Here is a 25636-nt window from a genome sequence, read left to right as displayed (position 1 = left end):
CTTAGATGGGGTCCCAGCTGAACACATCGCCCGAACGCTCTAGATCAAAGAAGCTTGACTGGAGCGCTGGCATGGCGTGGTTGAGGACCGTTTGCGGCGTCCAGCCTTCGCTGCGATGCACCGAGCGCACTGGGCGCGGTTGGCTCATCAAAAAAATCTCGTTGTTACGCACCGCGAAGATCTGCGCATTCACGTGCGCCGAGCTGTCGCTGGCCAGTGCGACGGCCAATGGCGCGATCTTGGCGGGCGTCATTTGCTTGATGCGTTCCACACGGGCTTGCTCTTCGGGCGTTTCGGTGGGGATGGAACCAATCATGCGGCTCCAAGCAAACGGCGAAATGCAGTTAGAGCGCACGTTGAACTTTTGCATGTCCAACGCGATGGACTTCGACAAAGCCGCCACGCCCAACTTGGCTGCGGCATAGTTCGCTTGGCCGAGGTTGCCCACCAAACCCGAGGTGGACGTCATGTGGATGTAGTTGCCACTGCCCTGCTCTTTGAAATGCGTGGCCGCAGCGCGGCTGACATGGAAAGCGCCGTAGAGGTGGACCTTGATGACGGCGTCCCACTCGTCCACGCTCATTTTGTGAAAGAAACGATCACGCAAAATGCCGGCATTGTTGACCACCACATCCACGCGGCCAAAGGTGTCCAACGCGGTTTGAATGATGCGGCCCGCACTCGCCGCTTCAGACACGCTGTCGGTATTAGCCACGGCCTCTGCGCCCAGCGCTTTGAGTTCGTTCACCACAGCTTGTGCGGGGCCCGCGTCGTTGCCTTCACCGGACACCGAAGCGCCGATGTCGTTGACCACCACTTTGGCGCCTTCGCGGGCCATGGCCAGGGCAATGTCACGGCCAATACCGCCACCGGCACCGGTGACCACCACCACTTTGCCTTCGACCATGCGGGCTTGGCTCATCTCTGCGTTGCTCATCTTCATCTCCTTTTTGAAATAACGTGATTTGTTTATTCGTTGACGGGCCACTGGAACGGCAGCGGCTCTTTGTTGAGAAAGCGGTTCACCGCGGTCTTGTGTTCTTGGCTGCCCATGGCCAAAGCTTGGGCATTGGCTTCGTTCTCTAGCGAGGTCGACAAATCGCCACCCCAACCTGCAAACGTGCGCTTGATCAAAGCGACCGCCATGGGCGAAGCGTGCACAAAACTATCGGCCAAGGCTTGGGCGCGTGCCATCAAAGCGTCAGGTTCATGCAGCTCCATCACCAAGCCCAGTTTCAAGGCTTCGGGGCCTTCCACGTCACGGGCGGACAGCATCAGTTCTTTGGCACGTTGCACGCCCACGATGCGCGGCAAGGTGTAAAAAGCCCCACAGTCGGGCACCAAGCCCACCTTCAAAAACGACATGCAAAACCGCGCCCGCGGCGTGGCCAGCACAAAATCTGCGGCCATCGCCAAGCTAAAGCCTGCGCCCGCCGCCGCACCATCGACCGCAGCGATGACGGGTCGATCGAGCGTGAGCAACTCTTGCAGCCACGCATGCAAATCTTGCAAACGTTGACGCCAGCCTTGGTTGTCCAGACCCACGGTGGCGATGTTTTTCAAATCACCCCCCGCACAAAAATGGCCGTTCGCCCCCGTCAAGATCAACGCGCGAATGCTCGGGTCTCGACGAATTTGCATCACCACGTCCGACACCTCCACACGCATGGCGGGGTCGAGTGCATTGCGCTTGCTAGGGTTGTCCAAGGTCAGCGTGGCGACCTGGTTGCTGACTTTGAATTGGATGGTTTTGAAATCAGTCATGACTGCGACTTTCACAAAGGATCAGAGGTTGACGTTTCACCGGCTGCGGTGGCGATGGCCTGACGCTCAGTCTCTTGCAACTGGCGCCACAAAATTTTTCCAGTGCTCGACTTGGGCAAACTGCTGACGAAACGCACGATGCGCGGGGCTTTATAAACAGCCATGCGCTCACGCCCCCAGTCGATGACGGCTTGCTCTGTGAGTTGGTCTGTGAATTCAGGTTTAAGCACCAGTAACGCCATCACGTTTTCGCCGCGCTTGGTGTCGGGTACAGCAATCACGCAGGCCTCGTGCACGGCCGGGTGTTCGTACAAGGTGTTTTCCACCTCGGCGGGCCAGACCTTGAAGCCTGAGACGTTGACCATGCGCTTGAGGCGGTCGCGCATGAAGAAGTAACCCTCTTCGTCCACACTGGCTAAGTCGCCTGTGCGGAAAAACGTTTGGCCATCGAGTTCAAAAAATGAGGACTGGTTGGCCTGCTCGTTTTGCCAATAGCCGCGCATGAGTTGCGCGCCACGCGTGACCAATTCACCCACCTCGCCCACGGGCAACTCGCGCAGAGTTTCAGGGTCCACAATGCGCGCGTCCACGCCAGGCGTGATGACGCCCAGGCATTGGCGCTTGCCGCGTGCCGGTGGGTTGCCCAACAAAAAAGACGCGGTCTCGGTCATGCCGTAGGCCTCGTTGTAGGCGATGCCAAAACGCGTTTGCAGCAAGTTCGCCACCGTCTCCGGCATGGCCGCGCCGCCACCTGCCAAAGCCGACAAGCTGCTTAGGTCGCGCTGTGCAGCGGCCGGGTTGGCAAAGAAGTCGATCAGCATAGCGGGAGGTGCAGACCAAGTCGTGACGCGGTGCTGCTCGATCAAGCGCGCCGCAGAAGCCGCATGCCAGCGTGGCAGCATGACCACGGTGGCGCCCAGCGTGATCGGAACATTGAGACCGCCCTGCATGCCCAGCATGTGGAACAAAGGCGCGACAGCCAAAAACACCGAGTCCATGTGCATGCTGCGCCAGACCTGCGCAGCCATGTTGGACGCCAGCACCGTGGCGTGCGTGTGCATGCAGCCCTTGGGGTGACCGGTGGTGCCCGAGGTGTAGGGCAGCACACACAGGTCGTCGCTGTGTGGGTGCTCTGCAGGCGCGGGCAAGGCCTGTGCAATGGCGTCTTCGAGCCCATGCAGGCCCGGGGCATCGGGCCACTGGCGCGGGGCCAACACAACTTCAGGCACTTCGTCGCTGACGGGCTGCGCAGGCAGGCCTTCTGAATACGCATGCACCAGCACGGCTTGCAAGGCATCAGCATCGCCCGGCTGCAGCAGCGGCATGACCTGCGGCAACAACTCTTGCGCCACCATGGCCACGCGGGCACCGCTGTCTTGCAGGTAGTAGCGGATTTCGCTTTGCGTGCACATGGCGTTGACCGGCACCACCACCGCCCCGGCGCGCATGATGCCGTAGTAGGCCGCCACGTATTGCGGGCAGTTTTGGCTCATCAACAAGACCCGGTCGCCGCGCTGCACACCCAGGCGCTGGGTGAGGTAACCGGCCAGCGCCTCCACGCGCGCATGCAGCGCCGCATAGCTCAGCGTGCTGCCGCAAAAAATCACGGCGGGCTTGTTCGGAAAGCGCTCGGCCGCGACCTGCACGTAATGCGTGAGCGGTACCTGCGGCAGGTTCAGCGTGCGCGGAACGCCTTTGGGCCAATAAGGCAGCGACGATGTGGACATGAGCGGCTCTTTAGGCGGGTGCGGTGTGGGGGTCACAAACGGTGATCACAAACTGCGCGAGATCAACTCTTTCATGACCTCGCTGGTGCCACCATAAATGCGGGTCACGCGTGAGTCCACAAAGGCGCGGGTGATGGGGTACTCCATCATGTAGCCGTAGCCGCCGTAGAGCTGCAGCAACTCGTCGAGTGCCTTGCCCAGCTCCTCGGTGGCAAACAGCTTGGCCATGGCACCTTCTTGCACGGTGAGCTTGCGTCGCAAATGCTCACCCAAGTATTGGTCCACCATCATGCGCACGGCGGTGGTGCGGACTTTGATTTCGGCCAGCTTGAAGCGGGTGTTCTGAAAATCAAACAGCGGCTTGCCAAAGACCACGCGCTCCTTGGTGTAGCGCACGGTCTCGTCAAACATGGCTTCCATCTTGGCGGCGGCACCCAGCGCGATCACAAAACGCTCTTGCGCCAGTTCTTGCATCAGGTAGGCAAAGCCCTTGTTTTCTTCGCCCAAGATGTTGGTGACGGGCACGCGCACGTCTTCAAAAAACAGCTCGGCGGTGTCGGCCGCTTCCTGGCCCATTTTGTCGAGCTTGCGGCCTTTGCGAAAACCGGCGCGGTCGGCCTCCACCAGGATCAGCGACACACCCTTGGCACCCAGCTCGGGCTCGGTCTTGGCCACCACCACGACCAGGTCGCAGTTCAGGCCGTTGGAGATGAAGGTCTTGGCCCCGTTAATGACGTACTCATCGCCCTCGCGGCGCGCCGTGGTGCGGATGGCTTTGAGGTCGCTGCCCGCGCCGGGTTCGCTCATGGCAATGGCGAGGATGACTTCACCCGTGGCGCATCGGGGCAACCACTGGGCTTTTTGTGCGGGCGTGCCAAGGCGCTCAATGTAGGGTGCCACCACATCGGAATGCAGACCAAAGCCCAAGCCGCTCACGCCAGAGCGGCCAATCTCTTCCACGATCACCGCCGCGTGGCCAAAGTCACCCCCACCCCCACCCCACTCAGGGTCCATGGTGGCGCACAGCAGGCCTTCACGCCCAGCCTTGAGCCAGGTTTCACGATCGACCTTGCCGTCTTTGTCCCACTGGGCTTGGCGGGGTTTGCATTCCCGCTCTAAAAAGCGGCGCACGGTGGTGCGCAGCATCTCATGGTCATCACGGAACACGCTGCGGGGGAAAGTGAGGATGCTGTCCATACGCGCTTCAGGGACGGCCGCCGCCGCAGACCAACACTTGGCCGCTGACGTAGTTGGACTCGGGGATGCAGAACATGTAGACGGCGCCTGCCGCTTCTTCGGGGGTGCCGCCACGGCCCAGCGGAATGGTGGACTCGGCGGCCTTCAGGCGATCCGGCTGCACGCCGACTGCGATGGTGCGGCCCTGAATCTCCACACTGGCATCGCCTGCCGTCAGGGGTTGCGTCAGGCGCGTCATGATCAGGCCAAAGGCCACGCTGTTGACGTTGACCTTGTAGCGGCCCCACTCTTTGGCCATGGCTTTGGTCAAACCGTTGATGCCGGCCTTGGCCGCTGCGTAATTGGCTTGGCCAGCGTTGCCGTACACGCCCGACGTGGACGAGATGTTGACCACCTTGCGGTGCTTGGGCGTGCCCGCTTCGGCTTCGCGCTTGGCCGCTTCTCGGATGAAGCCCGAGGCGGCACGCAAGATGCGAAACGGCGCGGTCAGGTGCACGGCCAGCATGGCTTCCCACTGCTCGTCGCTCATCTTTTGCAGCACGTTGTCCCAGGTGTAACCGGCGTTGTTGACGATGATGTCGATGCCGCCAAAGGTGTCGAGCGCGGTTTGGACAAAACGCTCGCCAAAGTCGGTGTCTGTCACGCTACCAATGCAGGCCACGGCCTGGCCACCGCTTGCGACGATGTCGGCCACGGTCTGCTCGGCCGGGGCTTGGTCGAGGTCGTTGATGACAACGCGTGCGCCTTCGCTGGCGAGCTTGAGCGCGATTTCGCGGCCAATGCCGCGACCAGAGCCTGAGACCAGGGCCACTTGGCCTTCGAGTTTGCGGGTCATGGATAAATCCTTTGACATGTATGTTTGAAATGGGGTTCAGGCAAGCGCCACCACAGCGTCGCCGGCCAGCTTGATCTGGCCTTCAGCATTGACCGTGGTCAGCGACAAGCGCACGCGGCGCTCTCCATCGACCTCGAATTTTTCGGTCACTTCGCCAGTGCAAGTGATGTTTTCGTGCACTTGAGTCATGGCAGCAAAGCGCACGCTGTAATCGCGAATGGCTGTTTGCGGCACCCAGTTGGTGAGCAAGCGCGCCAGCCAGCCCATGGACAACATGCCGTGCGCGATCACGTCGGGCAGGCCTGCGATGTGCGCAAAGTCGGTGTCGACGTGGATGGGGTTGTGGTCGCCCGAAGCGCCGCAGTAGAGCGCCAACGTGAGACGCGAGACAGGGGGCAACGCCAGCACAGGAATGGCGTCGCCGACTTGAAGGGTGTCAAAGCTAGGGAGGGTCATTTGAGTTTCCTTATCCATGGCGCAAAACGCTCACGGTGCGTAGTTCGGCCACAGGCTCACCATGTTGGTTGGTCACGCGGGTTTTGCGCACAACAAATTCGAGTGCACCGCCTTTTTTGTCGTAGATGTCTTCGATGCGCTGCTCAAAACGCAGCACATCACCCGCATAGGCCATGCGGTGGTAGGTAAAGCCCTGCTCGCCGTGCAGCAGCTTGCGGTAATCCATGCCCAACAGGTTGCGGATCGCGGCTGGGTCAGGCGACTCCATTTCCAAACAAAACAAAAATGTGGGCGGCACAGGCAAGGCTGGGTGCCCAGCGGCACGCGCTGTGGCGTCGTCGGTATAGACCGGGTCGGTCTGGCCGGTGGCCTTGGCGAAAAATCGCAAACGACCTTTTTCCACCAAGACCTCAAAAATAGGCATGGTGTGCCCGATGTATTTTTTGTCAATCATGGATACCCTTTCAAACCGCTTGGTACAAAGTCACCACACACGCGCCGCCTAAACCTAGGTTGTGCTGCAAAGCCAGTCGCGCGCATTCCACTTGGCGTTGATCAGCTTGACCTCGCAGTTGCCACACCAACTCGGCACATTGCGCCAAGCCCGTCGCCCCCAAAGGATGACCTTTGGACAGCAGGCCACCAGAAGGGTTGGTGACCACACGACCACCGTAGGTGTTGTCACCTTCCAAGATGAATTTTTCGGCCGTCCCCTCAGGTGTGAGCCCCAAGGCTTCGTAGGTGATGAGTTCGTTGGCGGTGAAGCAATCGTGCAGTTCCACCACATCCAGCGCGTCGGGTCCAATGCCTGCGGCTTCATACACCTGCTTGGCAGCAGCAGCAGTCATGTCGTAGCCCACCACGCGGCGCATGTCGTTGGTCTCGAAGGTGCTAGGGGTGTCGGTCGTCATGGCTTGCGCTGCGATGATCACCCGCATGTCGAGCTTGTGCTTCTTGGCAAAATCAGCCGAGCACACAATGGCCGCTGCCGCACCACAGGTGGGTGGGCAGCACTGATAACGGGTCAAGGGGTCAAACACACTGGGCGACGCCATGACTTCATCGAGCGTCAAGGTTTGGCGAAACACAGCCAAGGGGTTGCGCGCTGCGTGTTGACGCGCCTTGACGGAGATGCGGCCAAAGGTGTCGCGGCGAATGCCGTATTGACCCATGTAGTCACGACCCGCACCACCAAAAAACTGGGCAGCACGCGGCACGTCGGCTTGGTAACCCTGGTGTGTGTTCATCACATCCGCGAAGCGTTGCATGGGCGATGGACGGTCGTCATACGCACCCTTTAAGGCACCCGGCACCATTTGGTCAAAGCCCAAGGCAATGGCACATTCGACCATGCCGCTCTCTACCGCTTGCCGCGCCAAGAACAAAGCGCTAGAGCCACTGGAACAGTTGTTGTTGACGTTGAAGACCGGTATGCCGCTCAAGCCCACGCCATAAATGGCCGCTTGACCAGAGGTGGAGTCGCCGTACACATAGCCCACATAGGCCTGCTGAACGTGCTCATAACCAACACCCGCATCGTCAAGGGCCAACTTGGCTGCGCGGGCCCCCATGACGGTGTAGGGCTCGCTAGCACCAGGCTTGGTGAACGGAATCATGCCGACACCTACGACGTGAACAGCTCTTTGCATACGGGTCATTTGTGTTCCTGAAAAGTGTGTTGCGTTGGATGCGAGTGTGAAACTCACCACACACAACTTCAATCACCGATCACACCAAAATGATTGGCAAAAAAGATCAGAAATGCGTTTGACGGTATGCCCCCGGGGAAACCCCAGTCCACGCTTTGAAGGCCCGATGGAAGGTGCTGGCCTCAGAAAATCCAAGGCGATTGGCAATGTCGAGCAAGGTCAATTCGGGCCGCCCCAAATACTCAATCGCCACGTCACGACGCAAGTCATCTTTGATGGCTTGATAACCCTGCCCTTCATCACGCAAGCGACGTCGCAAGGTTTGTGGGGTCATGGCCAAGGCGTGTCCTACGTCTTCTAGCGATGGCAACTCTTGCGCCAAGCTGCGACGCAGCAAGCGACGAATGCGCTCGGTCAAACTGGTCTGGTCGCGGTACTTGATGATCAAGCTCGCGGGCGCTTGCCGTAAAAACTCCGTCAAGCTTTGTGGCGTTTGCACCACCGGCAAATCCAACCACGAGGCTTCAAATCGAAAGCCCATGGAATCGCGCTCAAAACGCAAAGGCGCTTGAAACAAGCGCCCAGCGTCTGTCTTGTATTGCGTATCAGTTTCTGGATAAATCACGTCGAGCAAAGGAATGCGTCTGGCCACCAACCAACAGGCCAAACCGTAACTATAAAAACCAAACGTGCGTTGGGCATAGGCCAGTTGAGGCGTGAGCGCAACGCGATGTGTCAGTCGTACGGTGGCCACGCCTTGTGACACTTGCAGACGCGGCACAAAGTCGTCGAGCATGAGGTGATAGAACTGAAAACCTTCTGTCAAAACCTCACCCAAGGTTCGGCAATGCACCAGCATGCGCGCTGATTGCACAAAGCTGCCCAGCTTCAACGGACGGCTACACAAGCCCCACAGCTCATCGCGAGTAACGCGACGCAGCACCAGCATCAGGGCCGCATATTGACCTTGGGTCACGCGTGACAAGGGTGAATCTATCAAGCTGGGCGAGATGCCTGCGCGCTGCAGCAAGGCGTTGACATCCAAACCACGTTGTACAGCCCCTTGCAAAATCTGCGTCACCTGGGCAATCGCCACGGTGTGGTGGGTGTTAGCAGCCATGACGAAATCCGTTCAAACGCGTCAAGCGACTGTCCCTTGCGCAAGCAAGGCATCGACCTCATCGTGCGTGTAGCCCGCTTGCAAAAGAATCTCTTGGGTGTGCTGCCCTTGCTTGGGTGCGGGGTGACGAATCGCGAAATCAAAGTCTGTCATTTGAACGGGACTGCCAAACTGCACAAAGGGCTGCCCCGCTGCGGTCACTCCGGGCAACACCATGCCGCGCGCCACAAACTGCGGATGCGAAAGACTTTCTTCCAACTTCAAAACAGGCGTGACGCAGCAGTCTGCGCCGTCTAATTTGTCACGCCAATACGCCCACGTGTGTGCGCCAATGAGCCGGCTTAGTTCATCTCGTACCCATTGCGACTGTTCAGGTGTCAGGGGGTGGTGCAAGGGCTTGAGGTCTGCACGCTCAATCAGATCGCAAAAGGTGTCCCAAAACTTTTTTTCCAAAGCGCCCACCGCGACAAAACGTGCATCACGCGTGCGGTACGTGGCATAACACGGCAATTCACCTGTGAGCTTGTCAGCCCCTGCGGGCTTTGTGCTGCCACGCACATTGACTCCCGCCAAAGGCACCACGGCATGTGCCAACACGCCATCGGCGATGGCCACATCCACGTGACGTCCTTTGCCCGTGCGCGACGCGTCAAACAAAGCGGCCAAGATGCCCATCACGGCAGTCATGGTGCCGCCTAACAAATCGGCCACGGGCACATTGGACAACGCCAAATCTTGCGCGGTGCCCATTTGATCGGCAACGCCTGCCAATGCGCTGTAGTTCACATCGTGTCCTGGCGCATCTTTGTCTGGCCCCGTTTGTCCATAACCACTGATGCTGCAGTAGACCAATTTGGGATTGACGGCTTGCACGGCCGAGTAACCCACACCCAAGCGTGCCATCACGCCTGGTCGAAAACCTTCAATCAACACATCCGCTTGTGCACACAGACTGAGTAACAACGCCACGCCACTGGCTTGCTTGAGGTCGATGCAGATCGAGCGTTTGTTGCGGTTCACCAACTGACGCACGGCCTCAGCGGCATAGTCGCCCGCCCCCGTGTCCTCGACCTTGATCACCTCCGCACCGAGGTCCCCGAGATGCAACCCGCACATTGGGCCGGGAAGCAAGCGCGTGAGGTCCAACACACGCACGCCATGTAAAGGCGCTTGGTGCGTCACGCCGGCAGCGTGTGAATGGGATGAGTGAGTAGACATAGAAATCAATTGTCTGACAATTGAATTTTCATCGACGCTATGAAAACCCTTAATTCGCAACGATCACCGAATCACTTCAAACCAAACCGTCCATGAGCAACAAAAAAGGGAGCCTAACGGCTCCCTTCGATACGCAGCATGCCTCGCAAAAAAGCGACGCTTAGCTCGGTATCACGCGTTGAGTTGCAACTCCAACTCGTGCAGTACCTTGTAACAAGGCAGCACTTGCGCAACGCTAGAGTTAGGTTCGCGGCCCTCTTTGATCGCAGCGAAAAATTCACGGTCCTGCAACTCGATGCCGTTCATCGAGACGGCCACTTTGGACACGTCGATCTGCTCTTCCTTGCCGGTGTACAAATCGTCGTAACGGGCCAGGTAAGTACCGGTGTCGCCGATGTAGCGGAAGTAGGTACCCAAGGGGCCGTCGTTGTTGAACGACAAACTCAAGGTACAAATCGCACCGTTGGCAGCTTGCAGCTGGATGCTCATGTCCATGGCGATGCCCAGGGCGGGATGAATGGGTCCCTGAACTGCATTGGCTTTGACGATCGGGCTGCCCGCTTGGTAAGCGAACAAGTCCACGGTGTGGGCAGCGTGGTGCCACAGCAAGTGGTCGGTCCAGCTGCGGGCTTGGCCCAAGGCGTTCATGTTGGTGCGGCGGAAAAAGTAGGTTTGCACATCCATTTGCTGGATGTTGAATTCGCCCGCTTTGATTTTGTGGTGCACCCATTGGTGGCTGGGGTTGAAGCGACGGGTGTGACCGCACATCGCAACCAGGCCTTTTTCTTGGGCCACACGCACGACTTCGTCAGCATCTTTCCAGCTGTCAGCCAAGGGAATTTCCACTTGCACGTGCTTGCCGGCTTTTAAGCAAGCCAAGCTTTGTGCGGCGTGCATTTGGGTGGGCGTGCACAAAATCACGGCATCGACTTCGGGCAAGGCCAAGCTGTCCGCCAAGTCGGTGGTGACGTGTTGGATGCCGTATTTGGCCGCAACTTCTTGGGTCTTGGGCAACTCACGGCCAATCAAGGACACGACTTCTACGCCGTCGATGTTTTGGATCCCGTCCAAGTGTTTGATGCCGAAGGCACCTGCGCCAGCCAGGGCGACTTTGATGGTTTTGCTCATGTTTTACTCCAGTTGAGGACAGAGCTAAAGGTCTGTCCCGCAAAGTTATTAAATTGCATTTTCAAGAATGGCGTGGCCCACGGCGGTGTTCGATGCAGGCACATGGTAGAAGCGGTGGGCCAGCTTAGGAGTTGGGCCTGTGACTTTGCCGTCTTGGATGTCAGACATGGCACCACGCGCAATCAGCCACATCACCAACTCAATACCCTCGCTACCCGCTTCGCGCACATAGTCCATATGCGGCCTATTTGCACAAGCGAGTGGATCGTTGATCAGCTGGTCCAACCACGCGTTGTCCCACTCGCGATTGATCAAGCCCGCACGGGCGCCTTGTAATTGGTGGCTCATGCCGCCTGTGCCCCAGATGTGCACGTTGATGTCTTCGTCGTAACTCTCAATCGCTTTGCGAATGGCTTGGCCCAAGTTGAAACAACGCTGACCACTGGGCACCGGGTACTGAACCACGTTTACCGCAAACGGAATCACTGGACAAGGCCAAGCGCCTTTCACGGGGTCTTGTTGGCCACACATCAGCGACAGTGGCACAGTCAGTCCGTGGTCCACGTCCATCTTGTTGACGATGGTCAGGTCAAAGTCCTGCTGAATCACACTCTGTGCGATGTGCGAGGCCAGCTCAGGGTGGCCCTGAACCACGGGCACGGGGCGCGGCCCCCAGCCTTCATCTGCGGGCGTGAACTGTGCAGCCGTACCAATCGCAAAGGTAGGAATCATGTCCAAGCTGAAGGCGGTGGCGTGGTCGTTGAAGACCAAGAAGATGACGTCTGGCTTGTTGTCTTTCATCCATTGTTTGGAGAACTCGTAGCCAGCAAAAACGGGCTTCCAATAATCTTCTTGTGTCTTGCCGAGGTCCAAGGCTGCGCCGATGGCGGGCACATGGGAGGTGTAAACGGATGCGGTGATTTTTGCCATGTTCAAGCCTTGTTTGCTGCGGCGCTTTGTCCTGCAGCACCTTGGGGTTGGTTCTGCGCTTGCGCACTGCCGTTTTCGCCGATGTAGCGATTGCCTTCAACCGAGCGACCGCCCTGGATCATCATGTTGCGGTATTCGTCTTCGGTCATCCCAGTCATGGAGCCCGCCATTTGTTGGAAGCTCTTGCCATCGGTCGCGCCGATTTTGGCGAGGAAATAAATGTTGCCGCCCGTGCGCATGCACCAGTTCAAATCGCGGGCTAGCACGGCCTGCTTCTGTTCCTCGGTCATGGCCCACTCGTCCAGGTAGGCACGCTCGTTGGCTTTGAACCGCGTGCGGTTCTCCGCCTTCATGAGCGACATACAAAACTGGTTGAGCCAATAACCTTTGCGCGATTGCTCAGCATCAAAAATGATGGTGCCGGGAACGTCGGTGTAGGGTTTGTCGAGCGCCATTAGAAAGTCTCCTCAGGCCAGTACAGGCGCATGGGGTTGTCCACCAACAACTTACGCTGCTTTTCTTCGGTGGTGGCGATGTGCGGGATGAAGTCCACCAACAAGCCGTCATCGGGCATGTGGTCTTTGAGGTTGGGGTGTGGCCAATCGGTGCCCCAGATCACGCGGTTGGGAAACTCGTCGACGATGCGCTTGGCAAAAGGAATCACGTCTTGGTAAGCGTTTTGTTCGCCATTCAAAGCCTTGGGGCCAGCCACCGACAAACGCTCGGGGCACGTCACCTTGCTCCACACGTTGGGGTGTTCGCGCATGAACTTCACGAACAACTCAAACTCGGGACCGTCCACTGGCTTGGTCACATCGGGGCGGCCCATGTGGTCGACCACGATGTTGGTGGGCAAGGCGGTGAAGAAGTCCCACAACTCGGGCAAGTCGACGGCTTCAAAGTAAATCACCACATGCCAGCCGTACATCTGAACGCGTCTGGCAATTTCCAACAATTCGTCTTTCGGTGTGAAGTCCACCAAGCGCTTCACAAAGTTAAAACGGACACCACGCACACCGGCGTCGTGCATGGCTTGCAACTCATCTTCAGTCACGCTGCGCTTGACGGTGGCCACGCCACGCGCCTTACCGCCAGAGCTGACCAAGGCATCGACCATGGCACTGTTGTCTGCGCCATGACAGGTGGCTTGCACCACCACGTTGCGGGCAAAGCCGAGGTGGTCGCGCAAAGCATAGAGCTGGGCCTTGGAGGCATCGCACGGGGTGTACTTGCGCTCAGGCGCGTAAGGGAACTCGTTGCCGGGGCCAAACACGTGGCAGTGGGCATCCACCGCGCCTGCGGGTAATTTAAAGGTGGGTTTACTTGGGCCGTTGTACCAGTCCAGCCAGCCAGGGGTCTTTTGAAATTCCATGTTGAGGTCCTCTCAGGTGTCAATCAGGTTGAATGTTGGCTTCGCGCACCAGCTTGGCATAACGCTGGCGTTCGGAGCGGATCAGGTTGGCGAACATCTCGGCGCTGCCGGGCACGACTTCGCCGCCCACCGCATTCATGCGCTCACGCACTTCTTTGGTTTGCAGCGCTTTTTGCACTTCCTCATGCAGCTTGTTCACGATGGGTTTGGGTGTGGCCGCGGGGGCCACCAGGCCGTACCACACCGAGGCTTCAAAGCCGGCAAAACCAGACTCGGCGATGGTGGGAACCTCTGGAAAAATGGGGCTACGGTTCGGGCTGAGCACGGCCAATACTTTGAGCTTGCCGCTCTTGACGTGGGGTAACACCTCCAGCGCATTGACTGCAACCAAAGGCAACTGCCCGCCGATCACATCGGTGATGGCCGGCGATCCGCCGCGGTAAGGAATGTGTTGCAAGTCGATGCCTGCAGCGCGGGCAAACAACTCAATCGCCATGTGTGGTGTTGAACCATTGCCGGGCGAGCCAAACGCGATGGTGTTGGGCTTGCCTTTGGCAGCGTCAATCAGTTGCTTGACGGTGGCGAAAGGTGCGTTGGGATTGGCGGCGATCACCACAGGCACACGACCAATGAATGACACCGCCACCAAATCGCGCTCGGCATCAAACGGCGCAGGTTGGTACAACGACATGTTGGCGGCCAAAGCGTTGGCAGCCATCATCAGGGTGTAGCCATCGGGCTCTGCGGTGATCACCGACTTGACGGCGATGTTGGTCCCCGCGCCCGGTTTGTTTTCTACGACCACCGGCTGGCCCATGCTGGTGGAGAGGCTTTGGCCGATGGTGCGCGCCACCACGTCCACCGCACCGCCAGCGGCATAACCCACCACCACTTTGATGGGCTTGGTGGGATACGCCTGCGCCAAGGCTTGGCCCGCGATCAGGCAGGTCAACAGGACCGAACTGATACGTTTCAAAACACTCATCGTCGTTTCCTTTTAAAAATCAATCGGCTTGTGCCAAACCACGCAAACCTGCACGGGTGGCCATTTTTTGAAGCTCACCACGAGTGACCAAGCTTTGTGTGAAATCACGCAGATACGGCATGGCAGACTCGCGACCTTTGGGAATGGCGATCGCCAAGTTCTCTAAGCCCCAGCGATCTTTGAGCACTTGGGCGCCTGGCACCTTTTCGGCCAATTCAAACAAGATGCCTTTGTTGGTGGCAAACGCGTCTAACTCACCGCGCTGCAGCATTTGCTGCGCCACGCTGAGCGAGGGCACGGGCACCACAGTGGCTTGTTTCAAACGCGCACCCAACACGCCTTGCGACGAGCTGCCCTGGCTCACGCCCAAACGCACGCCCGCACGGTCCACATCGGCAAAGCTTTGAAGGCGGCTGTTGGCAGGCACCAACACGCCCAACTCCAGCTGAATTAACGCTGGCGTGAAGGCGATGTCTTTGGCGCGTGCAGCCGTGGCGTTGGTGAAGGTCATGTCGATCTCAGACTTTTTAAGCCCTTCGATCACTTCGGCGACGCGCGGATATTCCACCACTTGCACGGGCACCCCCAACTGTTGGCCCAAAGCGTGGCCCAACTCAAACGCCACACCGTGCGACTGCCCTGTTTTGGCATCACGCACGAGCGAGGTGGGGCTGCCCAAGTACACACCTACGCGCAACACGCCCGCCGGCGCCAAAGCTTGCTGCACCTCGGGTGCCACGGACAACGCCGTTAGCGCCGAGGAAGGCGATGGGATTTGCCACGTGCTGACGCACGCCGTCAAGCCCAACAGGGCAGCAACGGCCAACGGCCACAGAAGACGACGCGATGTGCGCATGGTGTGCAAGCTGCGTCAGTCGATGTACTTCAAACCTGCAGCTGCCAAAGGCTCGCGCATTTTGTACATGTCCAAACCCAACACGCCCGAGGCCAACTTGGCGCGCTTCTCGCCTTCGTTGGCTTCGCGGGCTTGTGCGGTGGCCAGTGTTTTGGCGGCCATGGCGGCGGGCACGCAGACCACGCCATCGTCGTCAGCCACGATCACGTCGCCGGGGGTGATAAGCATGCCTGCGCAGACCACGGGAATGTTCACCGAACCCACGGTGGCTTTGATCGTGCCTTTGCTGCTGATGGCTTTGCTCCACACGGGGAAACCCATCTTGGTCAACTCTTTCACGTCACGCACACCGGCGTCGATGACCAAGGCGCGTGCGCCACGGGCCATGAACGACGTGGCCAACAAGTCGCCAAAGTAGCCATCGGTGCACTCTGCCGTGATGGCAGCCACCACGATGTCGCCAGGCTGAATTTGCTCAGCAACGACATGCATCATCCAGTTGTCGCCGGGGTGCAGCAACACGGTCACCGCCGTGCCCGACACTTGCGCGCCAGCGTAGACGGGGCGCATGTAGGGCTTCATCAAGCCGACGCGACCCATGGCTTCGTGCACAGTCGCAGAGCCCAAAGACGCCAAAGCGTCGGCTGTTGCGCGATCTGCGCGAGTGATGTTGCGGTAAACAACGCCGAGTTCGTACATAAGAAATCTCCAAAAATCTAAAGCACCCCACCATGTGGCGAGGTGAGTGACGGATAAACAGCTTTGCTTAGCGGCCTTGCGACTTGAGCTTGGTATCCAAACGTGAGAACACGCGACGTGCGTTGCCTTCGTACACCTGATGGCGCTCGTCGGCATTGAGGTTGAGCGTCGACTCGATGTAGCGCTTGGTGTCGTCAAAATAGTGGCCGGTTTCTGGGTCAATGCCACGCACCGCGCCAATCATCTCGGAGGCAAACATGATGTTCTTGACGGGAATCACTTTGGTCAACAAGTCAATGCCAGGCTGGTGGTACACGCAGGTGTCGAAGTAGATGTTGTTCAGCAAGTGCTCCGTGAGCAACGGCTTTTTCAGCTCTTGTGCCAAACCACGGAAACGGCCCCAGTGGTAAGGCACTGCGCCGCCGCCATGGGGAATCAAGAACTTCAAGGTGGGGAAGTCTTTGAACAAGTCAGAGGTCAAGCACTGCATGAAAGCGGTGGTGTCGGCGTTCAAGTAATGCGCGCCGGTGGTGTGGAAGCAGCCGTTGCAACTGGTGGACACATGAATCATGGCGGGGATGTCGTACTCCACCATTTTTTCGTAAATGGGGTACCACGACTTGTCGCTCAGAGGCGGCGATGTCCAGTGGCCGCCTGAGGGGTCTGGGTTGAGGTTGATGCCCACATTGCCGTATTGCTCCACACACTTGACCAGTTCAGGAATGCACGTGGCGGGGTCCACACCGGGCGACTGGGGCAACATGGCTGCAGGCACGAAGTTGTTGGGGAACAGCTCAGACACGCGGAAGCAGAGCTCGTTGCAGATGGCAGCCCAAGTGGACGACACCTCAAAGTCACCAATGTGGTGAGCCATGAAGCTGGCACGTGGGCTGAAGATGGTGATGTCCGAGCCACGCTCTTTCATCTTGGCGAGCTGGTTGGTCTCGATGGTTTCGCGCAACTCGTCGTCGCTGATTTTGAGCTCGGACACTTTAGGCTTAGACGCGGGGTCTTTGATGCCAGCAATCTGTTTATTACGCCACTCTTCAAGCGCCTTGGGCGCGGTGGTGTAGTGACCGTGGACGTCGATGATGAGTGACATAAATGACCTTCAGATTTAAGTTGGAGGTGAAAAGAAAAGGGATGACTGGATGTGTGACGTGTTGAACAAGCGTAGCGTTTAAGCCGTCGCCCAATCCATGCCTTGTTGGCGTTTGACGGCTTCCACCTCAGCAGAAGCCAAAAATGTCAAGAACGATTGCACGGCAGCAACACGGGCTGCATCGCTGGCAATGACTGTAGGAATGCCTGAAGAAAACGTGGTGATGAACGCCACATCGGCAGGCAAAGTGCCCAGCACATAAATGCCTGGCAAAGCAATGAGTTCGCTCAACTGCTGAAACCCCAAGGCGGCTTTGCCGCTGGCCAGCAGTGCGCCCACAGGGGTACCGGGTGGTGGCACCACGATGCGGGCTTTGACCTCGTCAGCAATGCCCCAACGCCCAAACAATTTCTCAAGGTACACGCCGCTTGGGCCAGTGGAGTAGCTGAGTGTGGGGCTGGCCAACACAGCGGCTTTGACCGCGGCTTCATGGCTCAGGTCTGGGCGTGCGGCACCCGCTTGCACCGCCACGGCCACGGGAGAGCGCACCCAGTCGCTGCGGCTATCGGGCATCACATGGCCCGAGGCGATCAAGCGCTCGATGGCGTCAGAGGCCAGCAGCACCATGTCGAACACCTCACCGGCTTGCACGCGTTTGGCGGCGTCTACACCACCCACCGATTCCACCTGCACCATCACGTCCGTTTGCGCTTGGTAGGCCTGAACCAGCTCACCGAGCAGCGCCTTGGTGGCCATGGATGAAATAGCGCGCAGCACGAGAGGAGCTTGGGTGGTTTGCATGGCCTAGATTCTAAAGATTTGCACCCTCAAAATAGGGCGCCTTCAGGACTAGCTGCTATAACGATATTCAATAACGCACAATTGGTTATTCAAAAAATTCACTCACAGGTCAGATCATGGAACTCAAACAAATCGAATCTTTTGTGCGCGTGGCCGAGTTAGGCAGTTTCACCAAAGCCGCCGCCGCGTTGGGCATTCCGCAGCCCTTGTTGAGTCGGCATGTGCGCCAACTCGAAGTCGAATTGCACCAGAACTTGCTGATGCGCAATGGCCGTGGCGTGACCGTCACCGAAGCTGGTTTGGTGATGCTGGCCCATGGCCGCGGCATCTTGCACCAAGTGACAGTGGCGCAAGAAGAACTGGCTTCCGTACGAGGCGCGTTGGCAGGTCGGGTGTCGATTGGCTTGCCGCCTAGCTTGTCCAAGCTGGTCACCGTGCCTTTGACCTTGTCATTCAGAGAAGCGCTGCCGCATGCACAGCTGTCGTTGACCGAAGGGTTTTCGGTGTTGATGGTGGAGAGTCTGCGAGCCGGTCGCTTGGACATGGCCGTGCTCTACAACCCACCGCCCTCCCCCGATTTAGAGATGACCGTGCTGCATGAGGATGCACTGATTTTGATTGCTAGCAAAAAACGCCAAGCAGCACCCCATGAGCCTGCGCTCAAAGCCGTGATGCCACTGGCCCACTTGGCCGAGTTGCCCTTGATCTTGCCAAGTCGACCCAATGCGTTTCGTTTACTGATCGAAACAGAAATGCTACGCATCAACTGCAAACCCAAGATCGTGCTGGAAATTGACGGCTTGAACGCAATTTTGGAATTGGTCAAAGAGGGCCTGGGCTATGCCGTGCTGCCGGCCTACACACTGCGCAATTTCGGCACCACGCATGACTTCACCACCCACCGCATTGAAAAACCTAAACTCACGAGCCAACTGATGTTGGTATGGTCAGCTCGCCGCCCGATGACGGCAACGCACAAGGCCGCCATGCAGGTCACGCGAGATGAGGTGGCGCAGGCTTTGAGTTAACGCCCCCACGTCAAGGAGCGTCATTGCTGATTACCAGCTGTCGTCGCCACCACCGGATGACCCATCGTCCCAATCGCTGCCAGAGCCCGCATCAAAGCTGCCCAAGTCGGGCTGCGCAGGCGCGTCAAAGGGCACGTAACCACCATTGTTCGAAGCCGATGAATTGGCTGCGGCATTGTTGCCATGATCGCTGTTGTGATTGCCTTCTAAGGCTTTCGACAGCGCATAACCTGCAGCCACACCCGCCAAGCCTCCCACCACAGCGCCACCGATGCCAGAGCCCATGCCGCCAGCTGGCTGACCTTGAGGGCCGTAGCCCGCTGGGTAGCCGGGGTTGTTCATGGGTGCATTGGGTGTGAACTGAGAGCCAAAACCGCGAGGTGCCATGGTCGCGGCAGCGGGTGATCCCATTCCCGCAGCAGCAGGCACGGCCATTCCAGCACCGGCAGGCGCGTAGGAAGGGGTGGGGGCCTGGGGCTTGTTACGACGCAGGAACAAAGCCAGCGCCACCAAACCGGCGATGCCGAACCAAACGTAACTCATTGGAAACGCAGGTTCAGGTGCTGCAGGTGCTTTGGTTGCAGGCGCAGTCTTGGCAGCTGCAGGTGTATTGAGCGCTGGAGACGTCACATTGCCCGAGGCAGCGTTTTGCGCCAAGCGGCTAACCTTGTCGAAGGTGTCGTTGAACTTCTCGGGACTGCCCGCAAACTTCAACGTCGGATCCAACTCTTTGGCCTTTTTCAGCTCTGTCTGTGCATCGGCATAACGTGTTGCACGGGCAAGCACTTGGCCCAGCTCGTAATGCGCTTTGGCGCTTTGCGGTTTTTCTTGAATCACTTCGCGCAGCATGGACTCTGCCTGCGTGAGATTGCCTGCATTGACGGCAGACTCAATTTCTTTGGGCGTAGGAAGGGCCAAGGCCACTGCAGCAGCTAAAGCCATCAAGCCCGCTAAGAATGGCTTAAAAAATGAAGAAGTTTTCATGAAAGCGCCTTGATAGAAAAGTGTCAGATAAAAAGTTAACACTCATTGTGCGTGTCTGGTGTGACTGCACGATAAAGCAAACTCTAAGACCCTAAGATCGATGTGATAAGGCCAAATTCAAGCCCCCACCCCTGAAAGTTAGAACATCTCTAGTTCAAAGCGCTAAAACGTAAAGCCAAATCACGGCACCGTAGCCCACAGCCCAAAACAAAGAGCGTGCCGATGCTTTGTCTGCCAAGTAGCACGCAATGTAGGCCACGCGAGCAGCGACAAAAACAAGGGACAAAGTCTCGATCAAACTGGCATCGGCTTTGGTCATGACTGCCAACACCACGCCCACGGCAAAAAATGGGAAGGCTTCAAAACAGTTGGCTTGCGCTGCGTTGGCTCGGGCTCTGAACCCCGTTTGCTTAGCCAACCAAGCGCGCGGATCGCGGTTGTCATAGCTTTTCCAGCCCGCCTTGGCGATGCCCGCACAAATCAAGGGCAAAACACCCGCCACCATCACCGCCAAAAATGCCATCGTCATCGAATTACTCCTTTATGCATTCAAAACTGCACCATTGTTCACGAAATCAAATACCCGCCGTCTACAGGCAACACCACACCCGTGACAAATTTAGCTTGCACACTTGCAAGAAATAAAACTGGCCCAGCCACGTCATCGGGAGTTCCCCAACGTTTCATAGGGGTGCGGGCCAATATAGGCGCTGCGCGCTGCGGGTCATCTTGCAGCGCTTGTGTCAGTGGCGTAGCGATCCAACCTGGCGCCACCGCATTTACGCGAATGCCATCTTCCGCATAAGCAATCGCCAAAGATTTGGTCAATTGCGCCACACCACCTTTGCTAGCGCTGTAGCCGGGCACCAAACCGCCACCAAAAAAACTCAACATGGAGGCGGTGTTAACAATACATCCCTGACGGGCTCTCAACCCGTCGCGCGCCGCCGCACACACACGCATGGTGCCGTTTAAATTGATGTCCACGGTTTGTGCAAAGGCCTCGGGCTCCAGCTCTAAAGAGCGCTGAATCACACCCGCGCAATTCACCACGACATCCAACTCCCCCGCCCCCTGCACCAGCACCTTCACGGCCGCATCATCTCGAACATCAAGCACTTGAAAGTCAATGCCTTGGTTACTGGCTAAGTCACTTGCACGCGCCACCTCGGCCTGGGTCGCGCCAGTGGCCATGACCCACGCCCCCTGTGCAGCAAAGGCTTTGGCGATCGCCTCACCAATGCCGCTGGTGGCGCCTGTGACGAAGACGCGTCGTTGTTGTTGCTGATGCATGCATGCCCCTCTGACAATGAGCTAAGGATAGATGTTGCTAAGTTACATCGTCGCACATAAGCAACGAATCACGTACGCTGGGTATGGCAAGGAAACGCTTGATTTCCATGGGACGAAAAAAAAGCACTTACAAACTAAGTAAGTGCTTTTTTGGGATTTTGGTGGGCGATGCAAGTTTCGAACTTGCGACCCCTGCAGTGTGAATGCAGTGCTCTACCCCTGAGCTAATCGCCCTTATCCATCGCTGGAAAGACCATAATTATGCCACAGAAATTTGCGGGTTTCGCCAAACCGTCTTGCCACCGCTTGATTTATCAAGTTGCGTCAAAAGATCGGCGTGCTGAGCCAACTCCTGCTCGCTGGCCACGATCACAGGTAATTTGAATCGGCTCAAATCCACAACTTCCAGCGTGCGTGTCTCTGAGCCTTCGCTCTCCACGTCCATCAACAACGCATCTTGGCCACGCGTCATATTGATGTACACATCGGCCAACAGCTCAGCATCGAGCAACGCGCCGTGCAAGGTGCGACCTGAGTTGTCCACCTCAAGGCGATCGCACAAGGAGTCCAGCGAGTTGCGCTTGCCGGGGAACATTTCTTTGGCCATCACCAAGGTGTCGGTGACACCATCGATGAACGTGGTGAAGCGCGGACGGCCTTGCAGCTCTAGCTCTTTATTCAAAAAGCCAATGTCAAAAGGTGCGTTGTGAATGATGATTTCTGCGCCCGCGATGAAGTCCAAGAACTGGTCCACCACTTGCGCAAACTTGGGCTTGTCTTTTAGAAATTCGTTGGTGATGCCATGCACGCGTAGCGCGTCTTCGTGGCTGTCACGCTCGGGGTTCAAGTACATGTGCAAGTTGTTACCGGTCAACTTGCGGTTGAACATTTCCACACAACCGATTTCGATGATCCGGTCTCCCCCCTCAGCGGAGAGGCCGGTGGTTTCGGTGTCAAGAAAAATCTGGCGCATGGTCAGTGGTTTTCTTTGGCGTGGTTGATGGTGTACTTTGGAATCTCAACCACCAAGTTTTGCTGGGCCACGATAGCTTGGCAGCTCAGACGCGAGTTGGGCTCCAAGCCCCAAGCACGGTCGAGCAAGTCATCTTCGTTTTCGTCAGCTTCGTTGAGCGACTTGAACCCCTCGCGCACGATGACGTGGCAGGTGGTGCAAGCGCAGCTCATGTCGCAGGCATGTTCGATGTTGATGTGGTTTTCCAAGAGCACTTCACAGATGGTGCTTCCCGCTGGGGCTTGCAGCTCCGCGCCATTGGGGCAGAGTTCGGCATGGGGCAAGATTTTGATGATGGGCATTTAGATGTTCTCGATGTTTTGTCCGGCCAAGGCGTGTTGAATGCCTCGGTTCATGCGCTGTGCAGCGAAAGCTTCAGTGCCTTTGGCCAGCGCTTCGGTGATGGCTTCAATGGCGGCTGCGTCTTCGAGTTTTTTGGCATCGAGCGTTGCCACCATCAAAGCATCGATACGCGAGCGGTCTTCGTTAGACAACAGATCACCATCGGCTTGCAAAGCGCTTTGCGTGGCGAGCCACATGCGGTCAGCGTCCACGCGCGCCTCCACCAAAGCACGGGCTTTGATGTCTTGCTCAGCCGTCTTGAAGCTGTCTTGCAACATGGCTGCGATTTGGTCGTCCGACAAACCGTACGACGGTTTAACAGTGATGTTGGCTGTGACGCCGCTGAGTTGCTCTAACGCGCCCACGCTCACCATGCCATCGGTATCGACCGTGAAGGTCACGCGAATGCGCGCTGCACCTGCGGCCATGGGCGGAATGCCGCGCAACTCAAAGCGGGCCAAGCTACGGCAGTCTGCCACCATGTCACGCTCGCCCTGCACCACGTGCAAGGCCAAAGCGGTTTGGCCGTCTTGGTAGGTGGTGAAGTCTTGCGCCATCGCGGTGGGAATGGTTTGGTTGCGCGGCACGATGCGCTCCACCAAACCGCCCATGGTTTCGATGCCCAGCGACAAAGGAATCACGTCCAACAACAGCAATTCACCATCGGGGTTGTTGCCTGCCAACTGGTTGGCTTGAATGGATGCACCAAGCGCCACCACTTCGTCTGGGTTGAGGTTGTTCAACGGTGCGCAACCCAACAAATCGGCCACGGCTTTTTGAACTTGCGGCATGCGGGTAGAGCCACCCACCATGACCACGCCTTGAATATCGTCTTTGCTCAGCTTGGCATCCCGCAAAGCTTTGCGCACGGCTGACAAGGTGCGCTGAGTCAAGGCTGCGGTGGCGGATTCAAACTCGGTGCGTGTGACGGCGTGGCTCAATGCGCCGCTCGACAAGACCACTTCAAACGTGGCGCTCTCCGCTGCAGACAGTGCTTCTTTACAAGCTCGCGCTGCCACCAACACATTGGATTTATCAGCGGGAGTGGAAATGACGCAGCCGGTTTGGGCTTGCACCCAATCGACCAAAGCGCGGTCGTAATCGTCGCCGCCCAAGGCAGAGTCGCCTCCTGTTGCCAGCACTTCAAACACACCGCGCGTGAGACGCAAGACAGAGATGTCAAACGTGCCGCCACCCAAGTCGTACACAGCGTACACGCCTTCGCTGGCTTGGTCTAAGCCATAAGCAATGGCAGCAGCCGTAGGCTCGTTGATCAGGCGCAGCACGTTGATGCCCGCCAGTTGCGCCGCATCTTTGGTGGCTTGGCGTTGAGCGTCGTCGAAGTACGCGGGCACGGTGATGACCGCGCCGTACAAATCGTCATTGAAGGTGTCTTCGGCACGGAAGCGCAAGGTAGCCAAAATCTCGGCACTCACTTCGACCGGCGACTTCTCACCCACACGGGTTTGAATGGCCAACATGCCAGGCTTGTCGACAAACACATAAGGCAGTTGGTCACGGTTGGCAATGTCAGCCACGCCACGGCCCATGAAACGCTTGACCGACACCAAGGTGTTTTGTGGGTCTTCGGCTTGAGCGGCCAATGCGGCGCGGCCAATTTGGCGGCCATCGTTCTCAAGGTAGCGCACCGCCGACGGCAAGATGACATGACCTTCTGCATCTGGCAAGCACTCGGCAAAACCGTTGCGCATGGAAGCCACGAGCGAGTGGGTGGTGCCTAAGTCAATGCCCACCGCGATGCGTCGCTGGTGTGGGTCTGGCGCTTGGCCAGGTTCGGAAATTTGTAACAACGCCATAGGTGTGTATTGTCGCTTTCAGGAGGCGTCTAGTTTTTCGATTCGGGCTTCGATGTCGCGCAAAAACTTGTCGATGAACATCAGCCCCCTCACCTGCTGCGCGGCTGCGGGCAGGTCGTGTGCGGTGTCGATCAGCTGGGCGCACTGTTGCAAGGCAGTTTTGTGCGCTTGCTGCACTTCGTCGAACAAAGCGTCTAGCGCGGCCACATCCGTGGCATCGTCCATGGCCTCGCGCCATTCCATGTGCTGCATCAAAAATGCGGCGGGCATAGCGGTGTTGTTCTCGGCTTGAATGGGGGCGTCGCCCAACTCACACAAATAGGCAGCGCGGCGCATCGGGTCTTTCAGGCGTTGGTACGCCTCGTTGATCCGCACCGACCACTGCATGGCCACACGCTGTGCAGCCGTGCCTTGGGAGGCAAATTTGTCGGGGTGGGCTTCGCGTTGTAGGTCTTTCCAACGTGCATCGAGCTGCGCGCGGTCTTGTGCAAACTGCTCAGGCACGCCAAAGAGCTCAAAGTCACTGACAGCGAGCTGGGCCGACAACGGCTTGGCCGGTTCACTCACGTCACCCCTCGCTTTAAATACGGAACGATTCACCGCAACCGCAACGGTCGCGTTCGTTCGGATTCAAAAACTTGAAACCTTCATTCAGGCCTTCGCGCACGAAGTCAAGCTGCGTGCCGTCGATATAGGCCAAGCTCTTAGGGTCAATCAGGACCTTCACGCCGTGGTCTTCGAAAACAACATCTTCGGGTTCAGACGCGTCCACGTACTCCAACTTGTAAGCCAAGCCAGAACAGCCCGTGGTCTTCACGCCCAGGCGCACGCCCAAGCCTTTGCCGCGTTTGGCGAGGTAGCGGGTCACGTGTCGTGCCGCAGCTTCAGTCAATGAGATCGCCATGGTGTTCTTCTTGGGTTAAGCAGCGGTAGCGTGTTTCTTTTTGTAATCATCCACGGCGGCCTTGATGGCGTCTTCAGCCAAGATGGAGCAATGAATTTTTACGGGTGGCAGCGCCAGCTCTTCAGCGATTTCGCTGTTCTTCAAAGCTGCTGCTTCGTCCAAGGTTTTGCCCTTGACCCACTCGGTCACGAGTGACGATGAGGCAATGGCCGATCCGCAACCGTAGGTTTTGAAACGTGCATCTTCAATCACGCCCGTCACAGGGTTGACCTTGATTTGTAACTTCATCACATCGCCGCAAGCGGGCGCGCCCACCATGCCGGTGCCCACAGAATCGTCGCCCTTGTCGAAGGAGCCAACGTTGCGGGGGTTTTCGTAGTGGTCAACCACTTTTTCAGAATATGCCATGTTAAATCT

29 protein-coding genes and 1 tRNA gene are annotated in these 25636 nt (G+C 57.8%); 1 reads left to right on the top strand and 29 read right to left on the bottom strand.

Annotated elements, in window-relative coordinates; genetic code table 11:
- Nucleotide 1: 1 nt before the first annotated feature.
- The 19 genes from B9Z42_RS03425 to B9Z42_RS03335 all read right to left on the bottom strand — a co-directional run bounded on the left by B9Z42_RS03425 (nt 2) and on the right by B9Z42_RS03335 (nt 17839).
- The gene (locus tag B9Z42_RS03425; RefSeq protein ID WP_369806840.1) at nt 2-907 is read right to left on the bottom strand and encodes an SDR family NAD(P)-dependent oxidoreductase; all 906 of its coding nucleotides are present in this window, start codon (nt 905-907) and stop codon (nt 2-4) included.
- Nucleotides 908-969: 62 nt separating this feature from the next.
- On the bottom strand, nt 970-1764 hold the full coding sequence (locus B9Z42_RS03420; RefSeq protein ID WP_100131952.1) for an enoyl-CoA hydratase/isomerase family protein: 795 nt from the start codon (nt 1762-1764) through the stop codon (nt 970-972).
- 11 nt (nt 1765-1775) lie between these two features.
- Nucleotides 1776-3491, bottom strand: a complete 1716-nt coding sequence (locus B9Z42_RS03415) for a long-chain-fatty-acid--CoA ligase (RefSeq protein ID WP_100131951.1) — start codon at nt 3489-3491, stop codon at nt 1776-1778.
- Between the two features lie 45 nt (nt 3492-3536).
- The gene (locus tag B9Z42_RS03410; RefSeq protein ID WP_100131950.1) at nt 3537-4688 is read right to left on the bottom strand and encodes an acyl-CoA dehydrogenase family protein; all 1152 of its coding nucleotides are present in this window, start codon (nt 4686-4688) and stop codon (nt 3537-3539) included.
- Nucleotides 4689-4695: 7 nt separating this feature from the next.
- The gene (locus B9Z42_RS03405) at nt 4696-5523 is read right to left on the bottom strand and encodes an SDR family NAD(P)-dependent oxidoreductase (protein ID WP_100131949.1); all 828 of its coding nucleotides are present in this window, start codon (nt 5521-5523) and stop codon (nt 4696-4698) included.
- 36 nt (nt 5524-5559) lie between these two features.
- The gene (locus B9Z42_RS03400; protein ID WP_100131948.1) at nt 5560-5979 is read right to left on the bottom strand and encodes a MaoC family dehydratase; all 420 of its coding nucleotides are present in this window, start codon (nt 5977-5979) and stop codon (nt 5560-5562) included.
- A gap of 10 nt (nt 5980-5989) precedes the next feature.
- Nucleotides 5990-6433 carry a MaoC family dehydratase N-terminal domain-containing protein gene (locus B9Z42_RS03395; RefSeq protein WP_100131947.1) on the bottom strand — a complete coding sequence of 148 codons (444 nt, stop codon included), beginning with the start codon at nt 6431-6433 and terminating at the stop codon, nt 5990-5992.
- Nucleotides 6434-6443: 10 nt separating this feature from the next.
- On the bottom strand, nt 6444-7628 hold the full coding sequence (locus B9Z42_RS03390) for a lipid-transfer protein (RefSeq protein ID WP_199171982.1): 1185 nt from the start codon (nt 7626-7628) through the stop codon (nt 6444-6446).
- 106 nt (nt 7629-7734) lie between these two features.
- Nucleotides 7735-8748: an AraC family transcriptional regulator gene (locus B9Z42_RS03385; protein WP_100131945.1), complete on the bottom strand. Its 1014-nt coding sequence runs from the start codon at nt 8746-8748 to the stop codon at nt 7735-7737.
- Nucleotides 8749-8769: 21 nt separating this feature from the next.
- Nucleotides 8770-9966, bottom strand: a complete 1197-nt coding sequence (locus B9Z42_RS03380; RefSeq protein ID WP_100131944.1) for a CaiB/BaiF CoA-transferase family protein — start codon at nt 9964-9966, stop codon at nt 8770-8772.
- Nucleotides 9967-10137: 171 nt separating this feature from the next.
- Nucleotides 10138-11094 carry a Gfo/Idh/MocA family oxidoreductase gene (locus tag B9Z42_RS03375; RefSeq protein WP_100131943.1) on the bottom strand — a complete coding sequence of 319 codons (957 nt, stop codon included), beginning with the start codon at nt 11092-11094 and terminating at the stop codon, nt 10138-10140.
- Between the two features lie 48 nt (nt 11095-11142).
- The gene (locus B9Z42_RS03370; protein WP_100131942.1) at nt 11143-12024 is read right to left on the bottom strand and encodes a class III extradiol dioxygenase subunit beta; all 882 of its coding nucleotides are present in this window, start codon (nt 12022-12024) and stop codon (nt 11143-11145) included.
- Nucleotides 12025-12026: 2 nt separating this feature from the next.
- Nucleotides 12027-12479: a protocatechuate 4,5-dioxygenase subunit alpha gene (gene ligA / locus B9Z42_RS03365; protein ID WP_100131941.1), complete on the bottom strand. Its 453-nt coding sequence runs from the start codon at nt 12477-12479 to the stop codon at nt 12027-12029.
- A complete protein-coding gene (locus B9Z42_RS03360) occupies nt 12479-13396 on the bottom strand; it encodes an amidohydrolase family protein (protein WP_100131940.1) in 918 nt (305 codons plus the stop codon). Before B9Z42_RS03360 ends, ligA begins: the two co-directional genes overlap by 1 nt.
- Before the next feature lie 19 nt (nt 13397-13415).
- Nucleotides 13416-14381: a tripartite tricarboxylate transporter substrate binding protein gene (locus tag B9Z42_RS03355; RefSeq protein WP_100131939.1), complete on the bottom strand. Its 966-nt coding sequence runs from the start codon at nt 14379-14381 to the stop codon at nt 13416-13418.
- A gap of 19 nt (nt 14382-14400) precedes the next feature.
- A complete protein-coding gene (locus B9Z42_RS03350) occupies nt 14401-15237 on the bottom strand; it encodes a transporter substrate-binding domain-containing protein (RefSeq protein ID WP_100131938.1) in 837 nt (278 codons plus the stop codon).
- A 15-nt stretch (nt 15238-15252) separates the two neighbouring features.
- Nucleotides 15253-15936 carry a 4-carboxy-4-hydroxy-2-oxoadipate aldolase/oxaloacetate decarboxylase gene (gene ligK, locus B9Z42_RS03345; RefSeq protein WP_100131937.1) on the bottom strand — a complete coding sequence of 228 codons (684 nt, stop codon included), beginning with the start codon at nt 15934-15936 and terminating at the stop codon, nt 15253-15255.
- Nucleotides 15937-16003: 67 nt separating this feature from the next.
- Nucleotides 16004-17038: an amidohydrolase family protein gene (locus B9Z42_RS03340; protein WP_100131936.1), complete on the bottom strand. Its 1035-nt coding sequence runs from the start codon at nt 17036-17038 to the stop codon at nt 16004-16006.
- A gap of 78 nt (nt 17039-17116) precedes the next feature.
- The gene (locus B9Z42_RS03335; protein WP_100131935.1) at nt 17117-17839 is read right to left on the bottom strand and encodes a substrate-binding domain-containing protein; all 723 of its coding nucleotides are present in this window, start codon (nt 17837-17839) and stop codon (nt 17117-17119) included.
- Nucleotides 17840-17955: 116 nt separating this feature from the next.
- Here B9Z42_RS03335 and B9Z42_RS03330 point away from each other — a divergent pair, with 116 nt between their 5' ends.
- Nucleotides 17956-18867, top strand: coding sequence for a LysR family transcriptional regulator (locus B9Z42_RS03330; protein WP_100131934.1), 912 nt, complete (start codon nt 17956-17958; stop codon nt 18865-18867).
- A gap of 30 nt (nt 18868-18897) precedes the next feature.
- Here B9Z42_RS03330 and B9Z42_RS03325 read toward each other — a convergent pair whose 3' ends face one another.
- From B9Z42_RS03325 to iscU, 10 genes are all read right to left on the bottom strand, one after another.
- Nucleotides 18898-19851, bottom strand: a complete 954-nt coding sequence (locus B9Z42_RS03325) for a tetratricopeptide repeat protein (RefSeq protein WP_100131933.1) — start codon at nt 19849-19851, stop codon at nt 18898-18900.
- A 154-nt stretch (nt 19852-20005) separates the two neighbouring features.
- Complete coding sequence (locus B9Z42_RS03320; protein WP_100131932.1) at nt 20006-20380, bottom strand: MAPEG family protein; 375 nt, start codon at nt 20378-20380, stop codon at nt 20006-20008.
- 38 nt (nt 20381-20418) lie between these two features.
- Nucleotides 20419-21144, bottom strand: a complete 726-nt coding sequence (locus B9Z42_RS03315; protein ID WP_100131931.1) for an SDR family NAD(P)-dependent oxidoreductase — start codon at nt 21142-21144, stop codon at nt 20419-20421.
- A 159-nt stretch (nt 21145-21303) separates the two neighbouring features.
- Nucleotides 21304-21378, bottom strand: a tRNA-Val gene (locus B9Z42_RS03310).
- A gap of 25 nt (nt 21379-21403) precedes the next feature.
- On the bottom strand, nt 21404-22117 hold the full coding sequence (gene dnaQ / locus B9Z42_RS03305) for a DNA polymerase III subunit epsilon (protein ID WP_100131930.1): 714 nt from the start codon (nt 22115-22117) through the stop codon (nt 21404-21406).
- A gap of 2 nt (nt 22118-22119) precedes the next feature.
- Nucleotides 22120-22458: an ISC system 2Fe-2S type ferredoxin gene (fdx, locus tag B9Z42_RS03300; RefSeq protein WP_100131929.1), complete on the bottom strand. Its 339-nt coding sequence runs from the start codon at nt 22456-22458 to the stop codon at nt 22120-22122.
- Entirely contained in the window at nt 22459-24315 is a 1857-nt protein-coding gene (gene hscA, locus B9Z42_RS03295) for a Fe-S protein assembly chaperone HscA (RefSeq protein ID WP_100131928.1), read from the bottom strand.
- An 18-nt stretch (nt 24316-24333) separates the two neighbouring features.
- The gene (gene hscB, locus B9Z42_RS03290) at nt 24334-24882 is read right to left on the bottom strand and encodes a Fe-S protein assembly co-chaperone HscB (protein WP_233203510.1); all 549 of its coding nucleotides are present in this window, start codon (nt 24880-24882) and stop codon (nt 24334-24336) included.
- A 13-nt stretch (nt 24883-24895) separates the two neighbouring features.
- Nucleotides 24896-25219 (bottom strand): iron-sulfur cluster assembly protein IscA, encoded by a 324-nt coding sequence (gene iscA / locus B9Z42_RS03285; RefSeq protein WP_100131927.1) that lies wholly within the window; start codon nt 25217-25219, stop codon nt 24896-24898.
- 15 nt (nt 25220-25234) lie between these two features.
- Nucleotides 25235-25627, bottom strand: a complete 393-nt coding sequence (gene iscU, locus B9Z42_RS03280) for a Fe-S cluster assembly scaffold IscU (RefSeq protein WP_100131926.1) — start codon at nt 25625-25627, stop codon at nt 25235-25237.
- Between the last annotated feature and the right edge of the window lie 9 nt (nt 25628-25636).

It is taken from the genome of Limnohabitans sp. B9-3, from assembly GCF_002778325.1.
GTDB classification, from domain to species: domain Bacteria; phylum Pseudomonadota; class Gammaproteobacteria; order Burkholderiales; family Burkholderiaceae_C; genus Limnohabitans; species Limnohabitans kasalickyi.
This window is presented reverse-complemented; position numbering and strand designations above follow the sequence as displayed.